The 23,527-nt window shown below is 52.3% G+C and carries 18 protein-coding genes, 2 tRNA genes and 3 rRNA genes; 17 read left to right on the plus strand and 6 right to left on the minus strand.

The annotated features are described in order from the left end of the window. Positions 1-40: 40 nt before the first annotated feature. Positions 41-823, plus strand: coding sequence for a 3'-5' ssDNA/RNA exonuclease TatD (tatD, locus tag E6P06_RS03965; RefSeq protein WP_003017882.1), 783 nt, complete (start codon positions 41-43; stop codon positions 821-823). 5 nt (positions 824-828) lie between these two features. On the opposite strand, the gene rfaH is transcribed toward tatD, so the two are convergent. After that, positions 829-1,317, minus strand: coding sequence for a transcription/translation regulatory transformer protein RfaH (gene rfaH / locus E6P06_RS03970; protein ID WP_003017881.1), 489 nt, complete (start codon positions 1,315-1,317; stop codon positions 829-831). Between the two features lie 204 nt (positions 1,318-1,521). Between rfaH and ubiD the strand changes: the two genes are divergently transcribed. The 4 genes from ubiD (at position 1,522) to E6P06_RS03990 (ending at position 5,887) form a co-directional block, all read left to right on the plus strand. Next, complete coding sequence (ubiD, locus tag E6P06_RS03975; RefSeq protein WP_003841240.1) at positions 1,522-3,015, plus strand: 4-hydroxy-3-polyprenylbenzoate decarboxylase; 1,494 nt, start codon at positions 1,522-1,524, stop codon at positions 3,013-3,015. A gap of 40 nt (positions 3,016-3,055) precedes the next feature. After that, a complete protein-coding gene (fre, locus tag E6P06_RS03980) occupies positions 3,056-3,757 on the plus strand; it encodes an NAD(P)H-flavin reductase (RefSeq protein ID WP_003017873.1) in 702 nt (233 codons plus the stop codon). 227 nt (positions 3,758-3,984) lie between these two features. Then, positions 3,985-4,899, plus strand: coding sequence for an ROK family protein (locus E6P06_RS03985; protein ID WP_032938486.1), 915 nt, complete (start codon positions 3,985-3,987; stop codon positions 4,897-4,899). Between the two features lie 7 nt (positions 4,900-4,906). Further along, complete coding sequence (locus E6P06_RS03990) at positions 4,907-5,887, plus strand: LacI family DNA-binding transcriptional regulator (protein WP_139934962.1); 981 nt, start codon at positions 4,907-4,909, stop codon at positions 5,885-5,887. A gap of 178 nt (positions 5,888-6,065) precedes the next feature. Here E6P06_RS03990 and fadA read toward each other — a convergent pair whose 3' ends face one another. Together fadA and fadB are read right to left on the minus strand one after the other, a co-directional pair. Beyond that, positions 6,066-7,229: an acetyl-CoA C-acyltransferase FadA gene (gene fadA, locus E6P06_RS03995; protein ID WP_016151246.1), complete on the minus strand. Its 1,164-nt coding sequence runs from the start codon at positions 7,227-7,229 to the stop codon at positions 6,066-6,068. A 9-nt stretch (positions 7,230-7,238) separates the two neighbouring features. Continuing rightward, positions 7,239-9,428 (minus strand): fatty acid oxidation complex subunit alpha FadB, encoded by a 2,190-nt coding sequence (fadB, locus tag E6P06_RS04000; RefSeq protein ID WP_139934963.1) that lies wholly within the window; start codon positions 9,426-9,428, stop codon positions 7,239-7,241. Positions 9,429-9,617: 189 nt separating this feature from the next. On the opposite strand from fadB, the gene pepQ reads away from it, so the two are divergent. The 9 genes from pepQ (at position 9,618) to rrf (ending at position 19,178) form a co-directional block, all read left to right on the plus strand. Beyond that, a complete protein-coding gene (pepQ, locus tag E6P06_RS04005; protein WP_003844657.1) occupies positions 9,618-10,949 on the plus strand; it encodes a Xaa-Pro dipeptidase in 1,332 nt (443 codons plus the stop codon). Continuing rightward, complete coding sequence (locus tag E6P06_RS04010; RefSeq protein ID WP_003841252.1) at positions 10,949-11,563, plus strand: IMPACT family protein; 615 nt, start codon at positions 10,949-10,951, stop codon at positions 11,561-11,563. The genes pepQ and E6P06_RS04010 overlap by 1 nt, the downstream gene beginning before the upstream one ends. Positions 11,564-11,601: 38 nt before the next feature. Next, positions 11,602-13,053: a Trk system potassium transporter TrkH gene (trkH, locus tag E6P06_RS04015; protein ID WP_139934964.1), complete on the plus strand. Its 1,452-nt coding sequence runs from the start codon at positions 11,602-11,604 to the stop codon at positions 13,051-13,053. An 11-nt stretch (positions 13,054-13,064) separates the two neighbouring features. Beyond that, complete coding sequence (gene hemG / locus E6P06_RS04020) at positions 13,065-13,610, plus strand: menaquinone-dependent protoporphyrinogen IX dehydrogenase (RefSeq protein WP_003017846.1); 546 nt, start codon at positions 13,065-13,067, stop codon at positions 13,608-13,610. Between the two features lie 375 nt (positions 13,611-13,985). Beyond that, positions 13,986-15,527 (plus strand): 16S ribosomal RNA (locus E6P06_RS04025). Between the two features lie 71 nt (positions 15,528-15,598). After that, positions 15,599-15,675, plus strand: a tRNA-Ile gene (locus E6P06_RS04030). Between the two features lie 105 nt (positions 15,676-15,780). Then, positions 15,781-15,856 (plus strand) — tRNA-Ala (locus E6P06_RS04035). 206 nt (positions 15,857-16,062) lie between these two features. Continuing rightward, positions 16,063-18,967: ribosomal RNA gene (locus tag E6P06_RS04040) — 23S ribosomal RNA — on the plus strand. 95 nt (positions 18,968-19,062) lie between these two features. Further along, positions 19,063-19,178: ribosomal RNA gene (gene rrf / locus E6P06_RS04045) — 5S ribosomal RNA — on the plus strand. Together the 16S, 23S and 5S rRNA genes with 2 tRNA genes alongside form the textbook arrangement of a ribosomal RNA operon. Before the next feature lie 130 nt (positions 19,179-19,308). Here the strand turns inward: rrf and mobB are convergent. Beyond that, positions 19,309-19,812 (minus strand): molybdopterin-guanine dinucleotide biosynthesis protein MobB, encoded by a 504-nt coding sequence (gene mobB, locus E6P06_RS04050; protein WP_032938387.1) that lies wholly within the window; start codon positions 19,810-19,812, stop codon positions 19,309-19,311. Beyond that, complete coding sequence (mobA, locus tag E6P06_RS04055) at positions 19,809-20,336, minus strand: molybdenum cofactor guanylyltransferase MobA (RefSeq protein ID WP_230320601.1); 528 nt, start codon at positions 20,334-20,336, stop codon at positions 19,809-19,811. The genes mobB and mobA overlap by 4 nt, the downstream gene beginning before the upstream one ends. Before the next feature lie 126 nt (positions 20,337-20,462). Here mobA and E6P06_RS04060 point away from each other — a divergent pair, with 126 nt between their 5' ends. The 3 genes from E6P06_RS04060 (at position 20,463) to dsbA (ending at position 22,435) form a co-directional block, all read left to right on the plus strand. Further along, a complete protein-coding gene (locus E6P06_RS04060) occupies positions 20,463-20,732 on the plus strand; it encodes a YihD family protein (RefSeq protein ID WP_003028616.1) in 270 nt (89 codons plus the stop codon). A gap of 76 nt (positions 20,733-20,808) precedes the next feature. Beyond that, the gene (locus E6P06_RS04065) at positions 20,809-21,795 is read left to right on the plus strand and encodes a serine/threonine protein kinase (protein WP_134216438.1); all 987 of its coding nucleotides are present in this window, start codon (positions 20,809-20,811) and stop codon (positions 21,793-21,795) included. A gap of 16 nt (positions 21,796-21,811) precedes the next feature. Further along, positions 21,812-22,435, plus strand: coding sequence for a thiol:disulfide interchange protein DsbA (gene dsbA / locus E6P06_RS04070; protein WP_003028621.1), 624 nt, complete (start codon positions 21,812-21,814; stop codon positions 22,433-22,435). Positions 22,436-22,448: 13 nt separating this feature from the next. Here dsbA and E6P06_RS04075 read toward each other — a convergent pair whose 3' ends face one another. Beyond that, positions 22,449-23,384, minus strand: a complete 936-nt coding sequence (locus E6P06_RS04075; RefSeq protein WP_003028622.1) for an acyltransferase — start codon at positions 23,382-23,384, stop codon at positions 22,449-22,451. Between the last annotated feature and the right edge of the window lie 143 nt (positions 23,385-23,527).

A 23,527-nucleotide genomic window follows, 5' to 3' on the forward strand; every position in this document is an offset into this window, starting at 1 on the left:
TTCAACCGCCCGTCAGGGCGGTTGTCATATGGGAGGTAGCATGTTTGACATTGGCGTTAATTTAACCAGTTCACAATTTGCAAAAGACAGGGATGATGTTGTGGCGCGCGCCTTTGCTGCGGGCGTAAACGGTATGCTTCTGACCGGAACAAACCTGCACGAAAGCCAGCAGGCGCTAAAGTTGGCACAGCATTATCCGCATTGCTGGTCCACGGCTGGCGTGCACCCGCATGACAGCAGCCAATGGCAATCCTCAACGGAAGACGAGATTATCGCGCTGGCAAACCAGTCTGAGGTGGTCGCTATTGGCGAGTGCGGTCTGGATTTCAATCGCAATTTCTCCACACCGCAGGAGCAGGAACGTGCTTTTGAGGCGCAACTGCGCATTGCTGCTGAACTGCAGATGCCGATTTTCATGCATTGTCGGGATGCCCATGAGCGTTTTCTGACGTTGCTGGAGCCGTGGCTGGATAGCCTCCCAGGCGCGGTGCTGCACTGTTTTACCGGAACGCGGCAGGAGATGCAGGACTGCGTGGACCGGGGACTCTATATCGGTATCACCGGCTGGGTCTGTGATGAGCGCCGGGGGATGGAACTGCGGGAACTGCTGCCGTTTATTCCGGTGGAAAGGCTGCTGATTGAAACCGATGCGCCTTACCTACTCCCTCGCGACTTAACGCCTAAACCGACGTCACGGCGCAATGAACCGGCGCACCTGCCACATATTCTTGAGCGTATTGCCCACTGGCGCGGGGAAAATCCTCAATGGCTGTCAGCAACCATTGATGCTAACGTCCGAACACTGTTCGAAGTGACCTTCTAAACGGCTTAAATTTTACGAAAGCCGGTATTTTTCACGCTCTGCTTAACCTCTTTATTCAACAGGTTAAGCAGTAGCATGGAACGTGCTTCGCCATCCGGTTCGGTGAAGATCGCTTTTAGCCCCTCAAACGCCCCTTCAGTAATAATCACGCTGTCCCCTGGCTGAGGAGTTTGCGGGTCAACAATTCCTTCAGGCTTGTAGATAGAAAGCTGGTGAATAACGGGGGAAGGAACTGTCGCAGGCGTCGCGCCAAAACGGACGAAATGGCTGACACCACGAGTGGCATTGATAGTGGTGGTGTGGATCACTTCCGGGTCGAACTCGACAAACATGTAATTAGGGAATAGTGGTTCACTGACTGTGGTACGTTTACCGCGCACTATTTTTTCCAGGGTGATCATAGGCGTCAGGCAGTTCACCGCCTGCCTTTCCAGGTGTTCCTGGGCTCGCTGAAGTTGCCCACGTTTGCAGTACAGTAAATACCAGGATTGCATAATAACTCTTATCCGCTTGTTCTGAGCGCCAGCATAGCAAAAGCCATGCGTTAAGTTAATTATACCCGCCTCAACGCAGGCTGAAACCCAATGGGTATATACTCCCAGGGCTTATATGTATCGCCAGAGTTCACGCTAATTTAACAAAAATACAGCATCACAATGATGAACGCCGTATAATGAAGCGCTTACGAAGAGGCCACAATGGACGCCATGAAATATCACGATTTACGCGACTTCCTGACGCTGCTTGAACAGCAGGGCGAGCTCAAACGCATTTCGCTTGAGGTGGATCCCCACCTGGAAATTACTGAAATTGCCGATCGCACTCTGCGTGCCGGTGGGCCTGCCTTACTGTTTGAGAATCCGAAAGGCTATTCAATGCCGGTGCTGTGTAACCTGTTTGGCACACCAAAGCGTGTTGCGATGGGAATGGGACAAGAAGATGTCTCGGCGCTACGAGAAGTCGGTAAACTGTTGGCGTTTTTGAAAGAGCCAGAGCCACCGAAAGGATTCCGCGATCTGTTTGATAAGCTGCCGCAGTTTAAGCAGGTGTTGAACATGCCGACTAAGCGGTTGCGCGGTGCGCCTTGTCAGCAAAAAATCTACTCCGGCGATGACGTTGATTTAAACCGCATTCCGATTATGACCTGCTGGCCGGAAGATGCCGCGCCGCTGATTACCTGGGGACTCACCGTCACGCGTGGTCCGCATAAAGAGCGGCAGAATCTGGGCATCTATCGCCAGCAGCTGATTGGTAAAAACAAGCTTATTATGCGCTGGTTGTCCCATCGCGGCGGCGCGCTTGATTATCAGGAGTGGTGCGCGGCGCATCCTGGTGAACGTTTCCCGGTTTCAGTGGCGTTGGGGGCCGATCCTGCGACCATTCTGGGGGCTGTGACACCCGTTCCTGATACATTATCCGAGTACGCATTTGCCGGGCTGTTGCGCGGTACCAAGACCGAAGTGGTCAAATGTATTTCCAACGACCTGGAAGTGCCTGCCAGCGCAGAAATCGTACTGGAAGGGTACATCGAACCGGGCGAGCTGGCTCCAGAAGGGCCCTATGGCGATCATACCGGCTACTACAACGAAGTAGATAATTTCCCGGTCTTTACCGTCACCCACATTACCCAGCGTGAAGATGCTATTTATCACTCTACCTATACCGGACGTCCGCCTGATGAGCCAGCAGTGCTCGGCGTGGCGCTGAACGAAGTATTCGTTCCTATTCTGCAAAAGCAGTTCCCGGAAATCGTCGATTTTTACCTGCCTCCGGAAGGCTGTTCATATCGTCTGGCCGTGGTGACGATGAAAAAACAGTACGCAGGCCATGCCAAACGCGTCATGATGGGTGTTTGGTCGTTTTTGCGCCAGTTCATGTACACCAAATTTGTTATTGTCTGCGATGATGACGTTAACGCGCGCGACTGGAATGATGTAATTTGGGCTATTACTACCCGTATGGACCCCGCCCGGGATACGGTACTGGTAGAGAATACGCCAATTGATTACCTGGACTTTGCCTCGCCGGTTTCCGGCCTTGGTTCAAAAATGGGGCTGGATGCCACAAATAAATGGCCGGGCGAAACCCAACGCGAATGGGGACGTCCGATTAAAAAAGATCCTGAAGTGATTGCGCGTATTGACGCAATTTGGGATGAACTGGCCATCTTTAATGACGGCAAAAGCGCCTGAGGCGCGATCGTTTTGCCTATTGATCCGACAGAGAGAGCGCATGACAACCTTAAGCTGTAAAGTGACCTCGGTAGAAGCTATAACTGACACCGTATATCGCGTTCGTTTAGTGCCAGACGCGGCGTTTTCCTTTCGTGCTGGCCAGTATTTAATGGTCGTGATGGACGAAAGGGATAAGCGTCCGTTCTCCATGGCATCAACGCCGGACGAGCAAGGATTCATTGAGCTGCACGTTGGCGCCTCTGAGCTAAATCTTTACGCCATGGCCGTGATGGACCGTATTCTGAAAGACCGGGAAATCAAGGTCGATATTCCGCATGGCGAAGCTTGGCTGCGTGATGAAGACGAGCGCCCGCTGATCCTGATTGCCGGAGGTACAGGGTTCTCTTACGTGCGTTCTATTCTGCTTACCGCGCTGGCGCGCAATCCCAACCGCGATATCACTATTTACTGGGGCGGGCGCGAAGAGAAGCATCTCTACGATCTCTCAGAGCTGGAAGCATTGTCGGTGAATCACCCGAACCTGCGTGTTGAGCCGGTGGTAGAGCAGCCTGAAGACGGCTGGCGTGGTCGTACGGGAACCGTGTTAACGGCAGTATTGCAGGATTACGGTACTCTGGCGGAACACGATATCTACATTGCCGGTCGTTTTGAGATGGCAAAAATCGCGCGCGACCTGTTCTGTAATGAGCGTCAGGCACGTGAAGATCGCCTGTTTGGCGACGCGTTCGCGTTCATTTAAGCGCTGTGCGCCGGAGTCCTTCCGGCGCATCCATCACCAACCTTACTTCTTCTAACAGGGTGCAAGCCCGGTCTCACTGCTCCTCTTTTCAGAACATTTTTAGTAAACATGTTTTTCCTATCTATTAACCATAAAACTGATTTTTTGTGACGGGTCTCATTTTGTTTAGTAAACAAAATGGGCAAGCTGTATCGCATCACATTGCTGGACATCAACGAGGGAAAACCATGAGGCTCGGACTGGATATCGGTGGGACTAAAATTGAAGCGGTGGTGATTGATAACGCGGGTGAAATTGTTTACCGCGAGCGATGTGCGACACCAAAGCAGAGTTACGGTGATTTTTTCCAGGCCGTGACGGAGATGATTTCTAAGGCCAGACTGGCCGTTAATCAGTCTTTATCGGTTGGTGTTGGAGTGCCTGGCGCGGTGGATAGCGAAGGTTTGATTAAGAATTCGAACATCCTGGTGTTGAATCAGCAGGCTTTTGCTCAAGACCTTGAGCGAGCGTTAGGAATACCCGTGCCTGTTACTAATGATGCCAACTGCTTTACCCTGTCGGAAGCGATGGACGGTAGCGGACACGGGCATAGCGTGGTATTTGGTGTGATCCTCGGTACCGGTTGCGGCGGTGGACTATGCATCGATAACCGTTTGATCTCCGGACCTAACGCCTGTGCAGGAGAGTGGGGACATAATGCATTGCCGCGCTACCACGAATCTCGGGATGGGGCTGAAGTGACATGCTATTGCGGACAGGTGAACTGTATTGAGAGCTTTATTTCCGGCAGCGGCCTGGAGCGTCAGTATATGAATCACACCGCGCAACATGCAGGTGTGCCACATATTATGCAGCGGGTAGAATCGGGTGATGCAGATGCCTGTTTGTTATGGGAACGCTATTGTGATCAGCTGGCGCGCGCGTTGGCGGGGGTGGTGAATACGCTCGATCCCGATGTTATCGTGCTGGGCGGTGGGGTATCCAATATCACTTTACTGTACTCAGGCTTGCAGGCGCGAGTGGCGCAGTACGTATTTGGTAAACAGTGCCGTACGCCGATCGTTCAGGCCCGACACGGTGACAGCAGCGGCGTACGCGGCGCGGCCTGGCTGGGGGCACAAAAGGCCAGCGTAAATCAATGAGAGTGACATGACGAAACCTGTACGTATCAGGGACATTGCCGAAGCTTGTGGTGTCTCGGTTGGCGCGGTTTCCCGCGCCCTGAAAGGGCAGCCAGGGCTACGTGAAGATACCCGGCTGCGCATTATTTCTGTGGCGCAGCAGCAGGGTTATGATTTTTCTCGCCTGCGCGCAGACAAGATCAAACGCGTCCTGTTTTTGCTGCACCGCCAGCACAATATCAGCCGGGCATTGCCGTTTTATTCTCAACTGCTGCTGGGGATAGAAGATAACTGTCGTGACCATGGTATTGCGCTGAGCTTTCTCTCCATTGGTCCAGGCGATGCAGTGAGTGAGCAGGTGATGTTGCACCAGCCTGATGCGCTGATCTGCGCGGGATTTTTTGAGCCTGAATTACTTGGCTTGCTGCAACAGATGAAACTGCCGTTGGTGCTGGTGGATCTCTGGGCGCCGGACCTGCCTTGCGTGAACTCGGACAATACCCAGGGCGGTTATCTGGCCACGCAACATCTGATTGCGCAAGGGCGCAGCCGTATCGCTTTTCTTGCCAGTTCGCTTGCGCACTACAGCATCCGTCAGCGCGAGAAGGGCTACCGTCAGGCATTGTATGAAGCCCGCCTGCTGATGCCGCCAGAGTATGAAGCCATTGCGCCGCCACTGCTGGATACCGAGCAATCTTTGGTGGAGGCGGTTAATGAATTGCTCAGTCTGCCAGAGCCGCCCGACGCCATTTTTGCCTATAACGACGCGGCAGCGCTGGTTGTTCAACGGGTGTGTACGCAGCAGGGTATACGTATCCCGGAAGATCTTGCGTTGGTGGGGTTTGATGATATTGATGCTGCGGCCTGGTCACATCCACCACTCACCACCATTGCGGTTGATAAACAACAATTGGGGCGTGAAGCGCTGCGTTTATTGCTGGAAGAAAATCAGGAAGAGAATCTGCTGTTGCCGGTGCAGTTAGTGGTGCGTGGTAGTTCAGGGAAATAAAAAACCCGCCCCTGACAGGCGGGAAGAACGGCAACTAAACCTTTCCCCGTCATAATTCACTCTGCCTCTTTGTTGGCTGCCTTTGCTCACCCCGGTTACATAGTTATCTATGCTCCCGGGGATTCGCTCAGTTGCCGCCGCGATGCAGCGCGAATTATTTAGGGGAATTTATCTTTGATTAAACTCGCTCAAATACCGTTGCGATGCCCTGGCCTAACCCGATACACATCGTCGCCAGGCCAAACTGTACGTCTTTGCGTTCCATCAGGTTGAGCAGGGTGGTGCTGATACGCGCCCCGGAGCATCCCAGTGGGTGGCCCAGAGCGATCGCGCCGCCGTTGAGGTTGATCTTCTCGTCTATCTGCTCCATCAGTCCCAGATCTTTAATGCACGGCAGGATCTGAGCGGCAAAGGCTTCGTTCATCTCAAACAAGCCGATGTCGCTGGTGGAGAGTCCCGCTTTTTTCAGCGCCAGCTTTGAGGCCGGAACCGGACCGTAACCCATGATTGACGGGTCGCAGCCAACAACAGCCATCGAACGAATACGGGCACGCGGCGTCAGACCCAGTTCACGGGCGCGACTTTCACTCATGACCAGCATCGCCGCTGCGCCGTCGGAGAGTGCGGAGGAGGTACCGGCAGTGACCGTTCCACTAACCGGATCGAACGCTGGGCGCAGGGTGGAGAGCGCTTCAACGGTTGTCTCCGGGCGGATAACCTCATCGTAGTTAAACTGCTTCAGCACGCCGTCGGCATCATGACCGCCGGTCGGGGTGATTTCGTTTTTAAATGCGCCAGACTGTGTTGCAGCCCAGGCGCGAGCATGTGAACGTGCGGCGAAAGCATCCTGCATTTCACGGCTGATGCCGTGCATGCGGGAGAGCATTTCTGCGGTCAGACCCATCATCCCCGCCGCTTTTGCTACGTTGCGGCTCATGCCCGGATGGAAATCAACGCCGTGGCTCATTGGTACATGGCCCATATGCTCCACGCCACCAATCAGGCACGCCTGAGCATCGCCGGTCATGATCATACGTGCCGCGTCGTGCAGCGCCTGCATTGATGAACCGCACAGGCGGTTCACGGTGACCGCCGGAACGGAGTGCGGGATTTCCGCCAGCAGCGCGGCGTTACGGGCGATGTTGAAACCCTGCTCCAGCGTTTGCTGCACACAGCCCCAGTAAATGTCATCCAGCGCGGTTGGATCCAGCGCCGGATTACGCGCCAGCAGGCTACGCATTAAGTGTGCGGAGAGATCTTCTGCCCGCACGTTACGAAACGCCCCCCCTTTTGAACGGCCCATCGGGGTACGGATCGCATCAACAATTACAACCTGTTCCATTGTGACTCCTTAAGCCGTTTTCAGGCTGCCAACCGGGCGGGCAGGCTCAACCTGGGGATAATACGGTTCGTTATGGCGCGCCTTATCACGCAGACCAGCCGGAACTTCATACAGCGCTCCGAGGTGCTGATACTGCTGGGCCATATCGAGATACTTTGCGCTGCCGAGCGTATCCAGCCAGCGGAACGCGCCGCCGTGGAACGGAGGGAAGCCCAGGCCATACACCAGCGCCATATCGGCTTCTGCCGGGCTGGCGATAATGCCTTCTTCCAGGCACCGTACCACTTCGTTGACCATCGGGATCATCATGCGAGCGATAATCTCTTCATCACTGAATTCGCGTTTCGGCTGGCTGACTTCTGCCAGCAGATCATCAACGGTGGCATCCTCTTCTTTTTTCGGCTTGCCCTTGTTGTCTTCTTTATAACGCCAGAATCCAAGACCGTTTTTCTGTCCGAAACGGTTAGCATCAAACAGGGCGTCTATCGCGTCGCGATAATCTTTCTGCATACGCTGAGGGAAGCCTGCGGACATCACTGCCTGCGCGTGATGTGCGGTATCAATTCCCACCACGTCCAGCAGATAAGCCGGGCCCATCGGCCAGCCAAACTGTTTTTCCATGATTTTGTCGACTTTGCGGAAATCCGCCCCATCGCGCAGCAGCTGGCTAAAACCGGCAAAATACGGGAACAGCACGCGGTTCACGAAGAAACCGGGGCAGTCGTTGACCACAATTGGCGTTTTGCCCATCTGGCTTGCCCATGCGACAACTTTGGCGATGGTTTCATCCGAGCTTTTCTCGCCGCGAATGATCTCAACCAGTGGCATGCGGTGTACTGGGTTAAAGAAGTGCATCCCACAGAAGTTTTCCGGGCGCTTGAGCGCGCTGGCCAGCTCGTTGATTGGGATGGTAGAGGTATTCGACGCCAGTACGGTGTCCGGGCGTACCTGATCTTCGGTTTCCGCCAATACCGCTTTTTTCACTTTCGGGTTTTCCACGACCGCTTCAACCACCACGTCCACACGCTCAAAACCGCTATAGTCGAGGGTTGGATGAATAGTGGAAATCACGCCCGCCATTTTCAGACCGTCAATTTTGCCGCGCTCAAGCTGTTTGTTCAGCAGTTTGGCCGCTTCGGTCATGCCCAGCGTTAATGATTTGTCGTTGATATCTTTCATGACAACCGGCACGCCTTTCCAGGCTGACTGGTAAGCGATGCCGCCGCCCATAATGCCTGCACCCAGCACTGCCGCTTGCTTTGGTGCTTCAATATTTTTGGTGAGCTTTTTGGCTTTGGCTTTCACGAACTGATCGTTAAGGAAGATCCCAACCAGCGCGCGAGCTTCACTGGTGTGCGCCAGTGGCACAAAGCTTTTATTTTCCAGATTCAGCGCTTCTTCACGGCCAAAACGAGCCGCTGCTTCAATGGTTTTTACCGCGGTAATCGGTGCGGGATAATGCTTACCTGCCGTCTGCGCCACCATGCCTTTGGCGATGGTAAAGCTCATAGCAGCTTCAATTTTGCTGAGTTTCAACGGCTCCAGCTTAGGCTGACGTTTGGCTTTCCAGTCGAGGTCGCCGTTAATCGCCTGACGTAATACCGCGATCGCGCCATCAAGCAGTTTGTCTTGCTTCACTACGCCATCGACCAGACCGATTTTTAGCGCCTGCTCAGCACCAACGTCTTTACCTGCCGCAATAATTTCCAGCGCGCTGTCCGCACCCAGCATACGTGGCATACGCACGGAGCCGCCAAAGCCCGGCATAATGCCCAGCTTTGTTTCCGGCAGGCCAATGCGCAGGTCCGGCGTTGCCAGACGATAATCGGTTGCCAGGACACACTCGCAGCCACCGCCCAACGCATAGCCATTTACCGCTGAGAGGGTAGGAACAGGTAGATCTTCGAGGCGGTTAAAGACGCTGTTGGCAAAATGCAGCCACTGGCTCAGTTGCTCTTCAGGCACGAGGAACAGTGAAAGGAATTCGGTGATATCGGCACCAACAATAAAGGCTGCTTTGTTAGAGCGCAGCAGCAGCCCTTTTAAATTCGGTTGTTTTTCCAGCACATCAAGCGCATGGCCCAGGCTGGCAACGGTAGCCGTGTCGAGTTTATTGACCGAACCAGGGGCATCGAACACCAGTTCGGCGATGCCATCTTCCAGCCAGTCGAGGTACAGGGTGTCGCCTTTGTAAAGCATGTCAGTCTCCTGAATCCGCAAGGTGATCTGGTCATACCAGATGAATCGAAGTGTGTATTTTGTGTTAAAAAAATGCAAATGAATGATTAAAGAAATGACGATTTGATCACGCTCGGCAGAAATCACGCACTCACAAAGCGATGTGCTAAGATGCGGAGACTTGAGGTCAAAAAAACAGAAGGGTAGAAAATGGAATCACTGGCCGCACTCTATAAAAATCATATCGTTACCTTACAAGAACGGACGCGCGACGCGCTGGAGCGCTTCAAGCTGGATGCGTTACTTATTCACTCAGGCGAACTTGTTAACGTCTTTCTCGACGATCATCCGTACCCGTTTAAGGTCAATCCGCAATTCAAAGCCTGGGTGCCTGTCACGCAGGTTCCTAACTGCTGGTTGCTGGTGGATGGCGTAAACAAGCCGAAACTGTGGTTCTACCTGCCGGTCGATTACTGGCACAACGTTGAGCCGCTGCCGACCTCTTTCTGGACGGAAGAAATCGAGATCATCGCGCTGCCGAAAGCGGATGGTATCGGTAGCCAACTGCCTGCTGCTCGCGGCAATATCGGTTACATTGGCCCGGTTCCGGAACGTGCCCTGCAACTGGACATCGCGGCCAGCAACATCAACCCGAAAGGGGTGATTGACTACCTGCATTATTACCGTGCCTATAAAACGGACTACGAACTGGCCTGTATGCGCGAAGCGCAGAAAATGGCGGTAAATGGACACCGTGCAGCAGAAGAAGCGTTCCGTTCCGGAATGAGCGAGTTTGACATCAACCTCGCTTACCTGACTGCCACCGGTCACCGCGACACCGACGTGCCATACAGCAACATCGTGGCGCTTAACGAGCATGCTTCGGTTCTTCATTACACCAAGCTGGATCATCAGGCGCCGTCTGAAATCCGCAGCTTCTTGCTCGACGCTGGCGCGGAATACAACGGCTATGCGGCAGACCTGACGCGTACCTGGTCGGCGAAAAGCGACAACGACTATGCGCATCTGGTGAAAGACGTTAACGACGAAGAGCTGGCGCTGATTGCCACCATGAAAGCAGGTGCCAGCTACGTGGATTACCACATTCAGTTCCATCAGCGCATCGCGAAGCTGCTGCGTAAGCATCAAATCATCACCGATATGAGTGAAGAGGCGATGGTAGAAAATGATCTTACTGGGCCGTTTATGCCACACGGCATTGGTCACCAGTTGGGCCTGCAGGTACATGATGTCGCTGGCTTTATGCAGGATGACAGTGGTACCCATCTGGCCGCGCCGTCGAAGTATCCTTACCTGCGTTGCACCCGCGTATTGCAACCGGGCATGGTTCTGACCATCGAACCGGGCATTTACTTCATTGAATCTCTGCTGGCGCCGTGGCGTGAAGGGCAGTTCAGCAAACACTTCAACTGGCAGAAAATTGAAGCCCTGAAACCGTTCGGCGGTATTCGTATTGAAGACAACGTGGTGGTCCACGAAAACAATATCGAAAACATGACTCGGGATTTGAAACTGGCGTAATGGACAGTTGGTTAATCCCTGCGGGGCCGGTTAGCGTCGTTGAAGAGATCAAAAAAAGCCGCTTCATTACGCTGCTCGCCCATACGGACGGCGTAGAAGCGGCAAAAGCGTTTGTTGAATCAGTCAAAGCGGAACACCCGGACGCCCGCCACCATTGCGTGGCGTGGGTGGCGGGTGCGCCCAATGACTCGCAGCAGCTAGGATTTTCAGACGATGGCGAACCGGCGGGTACGGCAGGTAAACCGATGCTCGCACAGCTGATGGGGAGCGGTGTCGGTGAGATTACCGCTGTAGTCGTGCGCTACTACGGCGGTATCCTTCTCGGTACTGGAGGATTGGTAAAAGCCTACGGCGGCGGTGTGAATCAGGCGTTGCGCCAGTTAACGACACAGCGCAAGACGCCATTAACCGAATATACTTTGCAGTGTGAGTACGGTCAGCTGGCAGGCATTGAAGCTTTGCTGGGGCAGTTTGACGGTAAAGTCGTTGCCAGTGATTACCAGGCTTTTGTTCGACTCAGGGTGGCGCTTCCTTTTGCCAAAGTGGATGAGTTTTCGGCAAAACTGGCGGATTTTAGTCGTGGTTCATTGCAATTGTTAGCGATTGAAGAATAATCCCCACCTCATTTTAAAGAACTAAGGAAGCGGCAGAGATGCATTTTCGCGCCATCACCCGAATCGTTGGACTACTGGTCATCTTATTCTCGGGGACAATGATTATCCCTGGACTGGTAGCGCTCATATACCGTGACGGGGCAGGGCGTGCATTCACCCAAACTTTCTTCGTTGCTTTGGCGATCGGCTCCATGCTGTGGTGGCCAAACCGTAAAGAGAAGGGCGAGCTGAAATCGCGCGAAGGATTTCTGATTGTCGTTTTGTTCTGGACCGTTCTGGGCAGCGTGGGTGCGCTACCGTTCATCTTTGCGGAAAGCCCAAACCTGACGATAACCGACGCTTTTTTTGAATCCTTTTCCGGATTGACCACCACCGGTGCAACGACGTTGGTGGGGCTGGATTCATTGCCACACGCGATTCTCTTTTATCGCCAGATGCTGCAATGGTTCGGCGGGATGGGGATCATCGTGCTGGCGGTGGCTATTCTGCCTATTCTTGGCGTGGGTGGGATGCAGCTCTATCGGGCAGAAATGCCGGGGCCGCTGAAAGATAATAAGATGCGCCCGCGTATTGCCGAAACGGCGAAAACGCTGTGGCTTATCTATGTATTACTGACGGTGGCGTGCGCGCTGGCGCTATGGTTTGCCGGGATGCCCGCGTTTGACGCCATTGGGCACAGTTTTGCCACGATTGCCATCGGTGGTTTTTCCACACACGATGCCAGCGTGGGGTATTTCGACAGTCCCACGATTAATACGATTATTGCTATCTTCTTGCTGATCTCCGGTTGTAACTATGGTCTGCACTTCTCTTTATTAAGTGGGCGTAGTCTGAAGGTTTACTGGCGCGATCCGGAATTCCGCATGTTCATCGGCGTGCAGTTGACGCTGGTGGCTGTCTGTACGTTGGTGCTGTGGATACACAATACCTATGGCTCGGCGCTCACGACGATCAACCAGGCCTTTTTCCAGGTGGTATCGATGGCGACGACTGCCGGATTTACCACGGACAGTATTGCCCGCTGGCCGCTGTTCCTGCCGGTGCTGCTGCTGTGTTCTGCTTTTATCGGCGGCTGTGCCGGGTCGACGGGGGGGGGCTTGAAGGTGATTCGTATCCTGCTGCTGTTTAAGCAAGGCAACCGCGAATTGAAACGACTGGTTCATCCGAATGCGGTTTACAGTATCAAACTGGGTAACCGTGCGTTGCCGGAGCGAATTCTTGAAGCCGTATGGGGATTCTTCTCTGCCTATGCGTTGGTCTTTATTATCAGTATGCTGGCGATTATTGCGACCGGCGTTGATGACTTCTCCGCGTTTGCCTCTGTTGTGGCAACGTTGAATAACCTGGGGCCTGGACTGGGGGTTGTTGCCGACAACTTTGCCAGTATTAACCCTGTGGCGAAGTGGATCCTGATTGCCAATATGCTGTTTGGTCGTCTGGAAGTCTTTACTCTGCTGGTGCTCTTTACCCCTACCTTCTGGCGTGAATAATGGAGTAACACGTGAAAACACTGATTCTTTTTTCTTCCCGGGACGGACAAACGCGTGAAATCGCTGAATATCTGGCTTCTGAACTCAAAGAGCTGGGCGTTTGGGCAGATGTTGTTAATTTGCATCGTACCGCGGAGCCGGACTGGCAAAATTATGACAGCGTGGTGATTGGCGCCTCGATTCGCTATGGTCATTACCATGCTGCTTTTCAGGAGTTTGTGAAAAAGCATGCCACACGGCTGAATTCGATGCCGAGTGCGTTCTACTCCGTAAACCTCGTTGCCCGTAAACCGGAGAAACGTACGCCGCAAACCAACAGCTATGCGCGTAAGTTCCTGATGAGTTCGCCGTGGCGACCAGATCACAGTGCAGTCATTGCGGGTGCTTTGCTGTATCCCCGCTATCGCTGGTATGACCGCGTTATGATCCAACTGATAATGAAGATGTCAGGTGGTGAAACGGATACGAATAAAGAAGTGGTGTATACCGATTGGGAACAGGTTGCGAGATTCGCGCGGGAAATAGCCCAATTAACCAACAAAACGTCGTTAAAATAAACGTAAAGAATAAAAAACACGCACTCGGAAGATTATTTTAAATTTCCCCTTGTCAGCCTGAAATAACTCCCTATAATGCGCCTCCACTGACACGGAACAACGGATTACAAGCCGCCGGGTCAGCGGAGTTCCACTGAGAACTCCGGCGAAGAAAGCGAAATTAAATGCTTGACTTCGTGGCGGGATGGCGTAATATGCACACCCCGCGCCGCTAAGAAAAAGCGAAGCGGCACTGCTCTTTAACAATTTATCAGACAATCTGTGTGGGCACTCGAAGATACGGATTCTTAACGTCGCAAGACGAAAAATGAATACCAAGTCTCTGAGTGAACATACGTAATTCATTACGAAGTTTAATTCACGAGCATCAAACTTAAATTGAAGAGTTTGATCATGGCTCAGATTGAACGCTGGCGGCAGGCCTAACACATGCAAGTCGAACGGTAGCACAGAGGAGCTTGCTCCTTGGGTGACGAGTGGCGGACGGGTGAGTAATGTCTGGGAAACTGCCCGATGGAGGGGGATAACTACTGGAAACGGTAGCTAATACCGCATAACGTCGCAAGACCAAAGAGGGGGACCTTCGGGCCTCTTGCCATCGGATGTGCCCAGATGGGATTAGCTAGTAGGTGGGGTAACGGCTCACCTAGGCGACGATCCCTAGCTGGTCTGAGAGGATGACCAGCCACACTGGAACTGAGACACGGTCCAGACTCCTACGGGAGGCAGCAGTGGGGAATATTGCACAATGGGCGCAAGCCTGATGCAGCCATGCCGCGTGTATGAAGAAGGCCTTCGGGTTGTAAAGTACTTTCAGCGAGGAGGAAGGTGTTGAGGTTAATAACCTCAGCAATTGACGTTACTCGCAGAAGAAGCACCGGCTAACTCCGTGCCAGCAGCCGCGGTAATACGGAGGGTGCAAGCGTTAATCGGAATTACTGGGCGTAAAGCGCACGCAGGCGGTCTGTCAAGTCGGATGTGAAATCCCCGGGCTCAACCTGGGAACTGCATCCGAAACTGGCAGGCTAGAGTCTTGTAGAGGGGGGTAGAATTCCAGGTGTAGCGGTGAAATGCGTAGAGATCTGGAGGAATACCGGTGGCGAAGGCGGCCCCCTGGACAAAGACTGACGCTCAGGTGCGAAAGCGTGGGGAGCAAACAGGATTAGATACCCTGGTAGTCCACGCCGTAAACGATGTCGACTTGGAGGTTGTGCCCTTGAGGCGTGGCTTCCGGAGCTAACGCGTTAAGTCGACCGCCTGGGGAGTACGGCCGCAAGGTTAAAACTCAAATGAATTGACGGGGGCCCGCACAAGCGGTGGAGCATGTGGTTTAATTCGATGCAACGCGAAGAACCTTACCTACTCTTGACATCCAGAGAACTTAGCAGAGATGCTTTGGTGCCTTCGGGAACTCTGAGACAGGTGCTGCATGGCTGTCGTCAGCTCGTGTTGTGAAATGTTGGGTTAAGTCCCGCAACGAGCGCAACCCTTATCCTTTGTTGCCAGCGATTCGGTCGGGAACTCAAAGGAGACTGCCAGTGATAAACTGGAGGAAGGTGGGGATGACGTCAAGTCATCATGGCCCTTACGAGTAGGGCTACACACGTGCTACAATGGCATATACAAAGAGAAGCGACCTCGCGAGAGCAAGCGGACCTCATAAAGTATGTCGTAGTCCGGATTGGAGTCTGCAACTCGACTCCATGAAGTCGGAATCGCTAGTAATCGTGGATCAGAATGCCACGGTGAATACGTTCCCGGGCCTTGTACACACCGCCCGTCACACCATGGGAGTGGGTTGCAAAAGAAGTAGGTAGCTTAACCTTCGGGAGGGCGCTTACCACTTTGTGATTCATGACTGGGGTGAAGTCGTAACAAGGTAACCGTAGGGGAACCTGCGGTTGGATCACCTCCTTACCTTAAAGAACCTGCCTTTGTAGTGCTCACACAGATTGTCTGATGAAAATTAGCAGTAAGAAAATCTCTGCAGGCTTGTAGCTCAGGTGGTTAGAGCGCACCCCTGATAAGGGTGAGGTCGGTGGTTCAAGTCCACTCAGGCCTACCAAATTCTTTCTGATACCGCGTTGTGAAACGACTCGCATACTTCAGTATGCTTCGCCGCTCCACGCCTTGTCTCAGCAGGAATTAAGGTGAATGAGATAACTACGATGGGGCTATAGCTCAGCTGGGAGAGCGCCTGCCTTGCACGCAGGAGGTCTGCGGTTCGATCCCGCATAGCTCCACCATCTTTACTGCAAAAACACAAGAAAACTTCAGAGTGTACCTGAAAAGGTTCACTGCGAAGTTTTGCTCTTTAAAAATCTGGATCAAGCTGAAAATTGAAACGACACACTGTTTCATTTCTCCGTAATAAGAAATGAAAAGCGGTGTGTTCGAGTCTCTCAAATTTTCGCAACACGATGATGTTTTACGAAACATCTTCGGGTTGTGAGGTTAAGCGACTAAGCGTACACGGTGGATGCCCTGGCAGTCAGAGGCGATGAAGGACGTGCTAATCTGCGATAAGCGTCGGTAAGGTGATATGAACCGTTATAACCGGCGATTTCCGAATGGGGAAACCCAGTGTGATCCGTCACACTATCATTACGTGAATACATAGCGTAATGAAGCGAACCGGGGGAACTGAAACATCTAAGTACCCCGAGGAAAAGAAATCAACCGAGATTCCCCCAGTAGCGGCGAGCGAACGGGGAGCAGCCCAGAGTCTGAATCAGCTTGTGTGTTAGTGGAACGGTCTGGAAAGTCCGACGGTACAGGGTGATAGTCCCGTACACCAAAATGCACAGGTTGTGAACTCGAAGAGTAGGGCGGGACACGTGGTATCCTGTCTGAATATGGGGGGACCATCCTCCAAGGCTAAATACTCCTGACTGACCGATAGTGAACCAGTACCGTGAGGGAAAGGCGAAAAGAACCCCGGCGAGGGGAGTGAAAAAGAACCTGAAACCGTGTACGTACAAGCAGTGGGAGCCTCTTTATGGGGTGACTGCGTACCTTTTGTATAATGGGTCAGCGACTTATATTCTGTAGCAAGGTTAACCGTATAGGGGAGCCGAAGGGAAACCGAGTCTTAACTGGGCGTTAAGTTGCAGGGTATAGACCCGAAACCCGGTGATCTAGCCATGGGCAGGTTGAAGGTTGGGTAACACTAACTGGAGGACCGAACCGACTAATGTTGAAAAATTAGCGGATGACTTGTGGCTGGGGGTGAAAGGCCAATCAAACCGGGAGATAGCTGGTTCTCCCGAAAGCTATTTAGGTAGCGCCTCGTGAATTCATCTTCGGGGGTAGAGCACTGTTTCGGCTAGGGGGTCATCCCGACTTACCAACCCGATGCAAACTGCGAATACCGAAGAATGTTATCACGGGAGACACACGGCGGGTGCTAACGTCCGTCGTGAAGAGGGAAACAACCCAGACCGCCAGCTAAGGTCCCAAAGTCATGGTTAAGTGGGAAACGATGTGGGAAGGCACAGACAGCCAGGATGTTGGCTTAGAAGCAGCCATCATTTAAAGAAAGCGTAATAGCTCACTGGTCGAGTCGGCCTGCGCGGAAGATGTAACGGGGCTAAACCATGCACCGAAGCTGCGGCAGCGACACTATGTGTTGTTGGGTAGGGGAGCGTTCTGTAAGCCGTTGAAGGTGTATCGTGAGGTATGCTGGAGGTATCAGAAGTGCGAATGCTGACATAAGTAACGATAATGCGGGTGAAAAACCCGCACGCCGGAAGACCAAGGGTTCCTGTCCAACGTTAATCGGGGCAGGGTGAGTCGACCCCTAAGGCGAGGCCGAAAGGCGTAGTCGATGGGAAACAGGTTAATATTCCTGTACTTGGTGTTACTGCGAAGGGGGGACGGAGAAGGCTATGTTAGCCGGGCGACGGTTGTCCCGGTTTAAGCATGTAGGCGGAGGTTCCAGGTAAATCCGGTACCTTTTTAACGCTGAGGTGTGATGACGAGGCACTACGGTGCTGAAGTAACAAATGCCCTGCTTCCAGGAAAAGCCTCTAAGCATCAGGTAACACGAAATCGTACCCCAAACCGACACAGGTGGTCAGGTAGAGAATACCAAGGCGCTTGAGAGAACTCGGGTGAAGGAACTAGGCAAAATGGTGCCGTAACTTCGGGAGAAGGCACGCTGATATGTAGGTGAAGCGGTTTACCCGTGGAGCTGAAATCAGTCGAAGATACCAGCTGGCTGCAACTGTTTATTAAAAACACAGCACTGTGCAAACACGAAAGTGGACGTATACGGTGTGACGCCTGCCCGGTGCCGGAAGGTTAATTGATGGGGTTATCCGTAAGGAGAAGCTCTTGATCGAAGCCCCGGTAAACGGCGGCCGTAACTATAACGGTCCTAAGGTAGCGAAATTCCTTGTCGGGTAAGTTCCGACCTGCACGAATGGCGTAATGATGGCCAGGCTGTCTCCACCCGAGACTCAGTGAAATTGAACTCGCTGTGAAGATGCAGTGTACCCGCGGCAAGACGGAAAGACCCCGTGAACCTTTACTATAGCTTGACACTGAACACTGGTCCTTGATGTGTAGGATAGGTGGGAGGCTTTGAAGTGTGGACGCCAGTCTGCATGGAGCCATCCTTGAAATACCACCCTTTAATGGCTGGTGTTCTAACGTGGACCCGTTACCCGGGTTGCGGACAGTGTCTGGTGGGTAGTTTGACTGGGGCGGTCTCCTCCTAAAGAGTAACGGAGGAGCACGAAGGTTAGCTAATCCTGGTCGGACATCAGGAGGTTAGTGCAAAGGCATAAGCTAGCTTGACTGCGAGAGTGACGGCTCGAGCAGGTGCGAAAGCAGGTCTTAGTGATCCGGTGGTTCTGAATGGAAGGGCCATCGCTCAACGGATAAAAGGTACTCCGGGGATAACAGGCTGATACCGCCCAAGAGTTCATATCGACGGCGGTGTTTGGCACCTCGATGTCGGCTCATCACATCCTGGGGCTGAAGTAGGTCCCAAGGGTATGGCTGTTCGCCATTTAAAGTGGTACGCGAGCTGGGTTTAGAACGTCGTGAGACAGTTCGGTCCCTATCTGCCGTGGGCGCTGGAGAATTGAGGGGGGCTGCTCCTAGTACGAGAGGACCGGAGTGGACGCATCACTGGTGTTCGGGTTGTCATGCCAATGGCATTGCCCGGTAGCTAAATGCGGAAGAGATAAGTGCTGAAAGCATCTAAGCACGAAACTTGCCCGAGATGAGTTCTCCCTGAGACTATAAGTCTCCTGAAGGAACGTTGAAGACGACGACGTTGATAGGTCGGGTGTGTAAGTGTAGCGATACATTGAGCTAACCGATACTAATGAACCGTGAGGCTTAACCTTACAACGCCGAAGGTGTTTTGGCGAAAGACAGACATCATATTCAGCTTGATACAGATTAGATTAACCGGCGAAAAGCGGGTTAATAACAGAATTTGCCTGGCGGCTGTAGCGCGGTGGTCCCACCTGACCCCATGCCGAACTCAGAAGTGAAACGCCGTAGCGCCGATGGTAGTGTGGGGTCTCCCCATGCGAGAGTAGGGAACTGCCAGGCATCAAATAAAGTGAAGAAGCCCATCCTGACGGATGGGCTTTTTTGCGTGTGTGCGGGGTAAAACCGCCGGGCTGAATGTATTGTGCAGGCCTGATAAGCGCAGCGCATCAGGCACATCACGACACCGCAGTTATCTTCTGGCCCATTGCGTAACAAAATCAGCTACTTGCTGTGTGTTGTTGATATCTAACAATGGAACATCCACCGCCAGCGGAACGTCACTGGCAACCGCTATAACATAGTCGTCCATCACCAATTCCTCAGGACTATGCCCGCAGCCTTCGCGGAAAAGTAGGATCTTAGCGACAGGTTCATGCTTAAATCCCTCGACCAACACCATATCCAACGTTGAAGCGTCCATCCGGCTTACCAGATACGCTAAATCCAGTTCGGGCTCTTCCGGTGTTTCTACCATTAATGCCCAACGTTGCTGGCTGGCGACCAGCGTTTGTGCTGCACCGGCTTTGCGTAACTCATAGCTATCTTTACCGGGCTTGTCGACATCCATCTTGTGATGAGTATGCTTAATCAATCCGGGACGTATACCTCTGGCACGTAGTTCCGGGATCAACTTTTTGAGCAGCGTGGTTTTTCCCGTGCCGCTCCATGCCGCAATGGCGAGTAATGGGATCATGATTTTTCCTGCCATTTTGCGAGCTCTTCGGGGGTGTTCACGTTTACGAACGCATCTTTATGATCGCTGAAATCGACAGCATGACCGCCTGCCAAACGCATAAAGACCATAACGCGTCGTTCACCGGACTGAAGATAATCCTGCAGTAAAGGCTGCATAGAGCGGTGCATCAGCGCAATGGTTGGGTGATCTCTTTCACCATCATGCACCCAGACAACCGGTGCTGCTTTGCGCTGCTCTTTTAAACGAGCGACCAGATCGTGAGGAATATAGGGCATATCGCACGGGCAGAACAAAAACCATTCCCCCGTTTGCTGCAGGAATACCGATAGCATCCCGGCCAGTGGGCCAGGGAAATCGGCCAATGAATCGGGAATAACTTTCAGGCCGCTTTGCTGGTATATATCCCTGTGGCGATTGGCATTAACCACCACGGTTTCGACCTGCAAAGCGAGAATGTCGGCCACATGTCGCCAAAGAGGTTTACCGTCCAGCTCAAGCAGACCTTTATCGGTTCCGCCCATCCGTCTGGCCTTACCGCCAGCCAGCACAACCCCTGTTATTGCACTATCCAGAATCACTGATATCGCCTCTTTTAATGTGGGATTGACCCTGCTAACGTATCTGTATTGAGCCTAAGGAGCACAACCATGAAATGTAAACGTCTGAATGAAGTTATTGAACTCCTCCAGCCTGCCTGGCAGAAGGAACCCGATCTTAACCTGATGCAATTTTTACAGAAACTGGCGCAAGAGTCAGGTTTTGACGGCGAACTGGCGGATTTAACTGATGACATTCTGATCTATCACCTGAAAATGCGTGACTCGGCGAAAGATGCGGTCATTCCAGGTATTCAGAAAGATTATGAAGAAGATTTTAAAACTGCACTACTCCGCGCACGTGGCGTAATTAAAGAGTAAAAGCTTGTAATCGCCGCCACCGAAAGCGCTGCGAAATGATATCCTGAATCATTCGTAGTATTTTCCGGATGATGGGATGAACGACAACGCTTTTAATTTCCAGACGCTACACCCGGATACCATCATGGATGCACTGTTTGAGCAGGGGATCCGGGTGGACTCCGGGCTTACCCCGCTTAACAGCTATGAAAACCGTGTCTATCAATTCCAGGACGAAGACCGTCGACGCTTTGTCGTTAAGTTTTATCGCCCTGAACGTTGGTCTGTCGATCAGATCCAGGAAGAGCACCAGTTTGCTCTGGAACTGGTAAACGATGAAGTCCCGGTAGCTGCTCCGCTGGTATTCAGCGGTCAAACGCTATTAAGCCATCAGGGTTTCCATTATGCGATCTTTCCCAGCGTCGGTGGACGTCAGTTTGAAGCCGACAACATCGATCAGATGGAGGCGGTGGGGCGCTATCTCGGGCGTATGCACCAGACCGGATGCAAGCGTACTTTTGCCTTCCGCCCAACGATCGGCCTTGAAGAATACCTGACTGAGCCGCGTAAAGTTTTTGAACACGCACAGCTAATCCCATCAGGGCAAAAAGCGGCCTTCCTGAAGGCAACGGATGCGCTTATCGCGATCGTTACTGAACGCTGGCATACGCGTTTAACCACGTTACGCCTGCACGGTGATTGTCATGCCGGTAATATTCTGTGGCGCGATGGCCCGATGTTTGTCGATTTAGATGATGCCCGCAACGGTCCGGCTATTCAGGATTTATGGATGCTCCTCAATGGCGATAAAGCTGAACAACGTATGCAGCTTGAAACCATTATCGAGGCTTATGAAGAGTTTAGTGAGTTCGACATCTCTGAAATCGGACTGATAGAACCTTTACGCGCTATGCGTTTAGTTTATTATCTTGCCTGGCTAATTCGACGTTGGGCTGACCCTGCATTTCCAAAAAACTTCCCGTGGTTAACCGGGGAAGATTACTGGCATCGTCAGACCGCGACCTTTATTGAGCAGGCAAAAATTCTGCAAGAGCCCCCCTTACAATTAACGCCAATGTATTAATCGGAGAAACTTGAACATGAAAAAAATATGGCTGGCGCTGGCTGGTATGGTCTTAGCTTTTAGCGCATCTGCAGCGCAGTTCCAGGATGGCAAACAATACATCACTCTGGAAAAGCCAGTTGCGGGTGAACCGCAAGTGTTGGAGTTCTTCTCCTTCTACTGCCCGCACTGCTACCAGTTTGAAGAAGTGCTTCACGTATCTGATAATGTGAAGAAAAAGCTGCCGGAAGGCACCAAGATGACCAAATACCACGTCGAGTTTCTCGGGCCTTTGGGTAAAGATCTGACGCAGGCATGGGCGGTTGCAATGGCGCTGGGCGTTGAAGATCAGGTCACCGTTCCGCTGTTTGAAGGCGTTCAGAAAACCCAGACCGTTCAGTCTGTTGCTGATATCCGTAAAGTGTTTGTCGACGCAGGTATTAAAGGTGAAGACTATGATGCGGCATGGAACAGCTTCGTGGTGAAATCACTCGTGGCACAGCAGGAAAAAGCGGCGGCTGATTTACAGCTGCAGGGCGTTCCGGCGATGTTCGTGAATGGCAAATATCAGGTCAACCCGCAGGGCATGGATACCAGCAGCATGGATATTTTCGTACAACAGTATGCGGATACCGTGAAGTACCTGGTTGGTCAGAAATAAAAGCAAAAGCCGGTCACTGACCGGCTTTTTTATTTGAGGCTTTAATCGCGTCGAGCTGCGCGTCTTTCTCACTCCATAGCGTATTTAGCCAGAGCTGAAACCGACGCTTGAATCCCTTATCGTTCACGTAGTCACCGTGCAACTCTTCATGAATTGGCTCCAGATTCACCCGCACGACAATCCGCGTTAACTTACCGCTCAGCATGTCGTAGAACGGTCGACTGCTGTTTTCCGGATAGCACAACGTGACGTTCAACATTTTATCGAACTGTGAACCCAGTACATTCAATGCCATTGCAATACCGGCCGCCTTAGGAGGGAGCAGGTTTTGATAGGGCGAGCGGGTTTGCTCACGTTTATCTTTGGTAAAGCGCGAACCTTCGACAAAATTCACAATGGTTGTCGGGTGTACGCGAAATTTCTCGCAGGAACGACGCGTTGTTTCGACATCTTTACCACGGCGTTCCGGATGGCGAAGCAGATAGCCACGTGAATAGCGTTTCATAAACGGCATATCCAGCGCCCAGCAGGCCAGGCCAATAAAGGGTACCCAGGCCAACTGCTGCTTGAGGAAATATTTATTCATCGGGATGTGCTTACGGAACAGAACGCAAAGCACAACGATATCGGCCCAGCTGTAATGATTACAAATGAGCAGATACCAGTTTTTCTTGCTAAGACCTTCCAGTCCTTCAACATCCCACTTTAGCCGTGGATTAAGGTGCAGCAGTAGCGCCAGACCTTCACACCAGCAGTACATCATGAAATTACAGAAGACAGAAACCTTGCGCCAGACGACAGGAATAGGCAAAAGGAGTTTCACAACTCCCGCAAGGATGATCGGCACAGAACAAAAAATCGTGACCAATATGGTCAATACGATACTCAGCAACAGCGTTATCGCAGCGAGTATTCTCGTCATAATTAAATTATTCAAAAGGTTAGCCATAGACAGTGCGCGAAAGAGGCGCAAGGGGCTGATTTTATCAGAAAACGAACCAAATGATGGATCTTCCCTCAATAGAAAAAAGAGGAATATCTATCCACATCAGGATATAAGCTGTAAAAATGGAATAAAATGCTGTGTATTTA

Origin of the sequence: Citrobacter sp. CF971 (assembly GCF_006385635.1) — a bacterium.
Classification (GTDB): Bacteria; Pseudomonadota; Gammaproteobacteria; order Enterobacterales; family Enterobacteriaceae; genus Citrobacter; species Citrobacter freundii.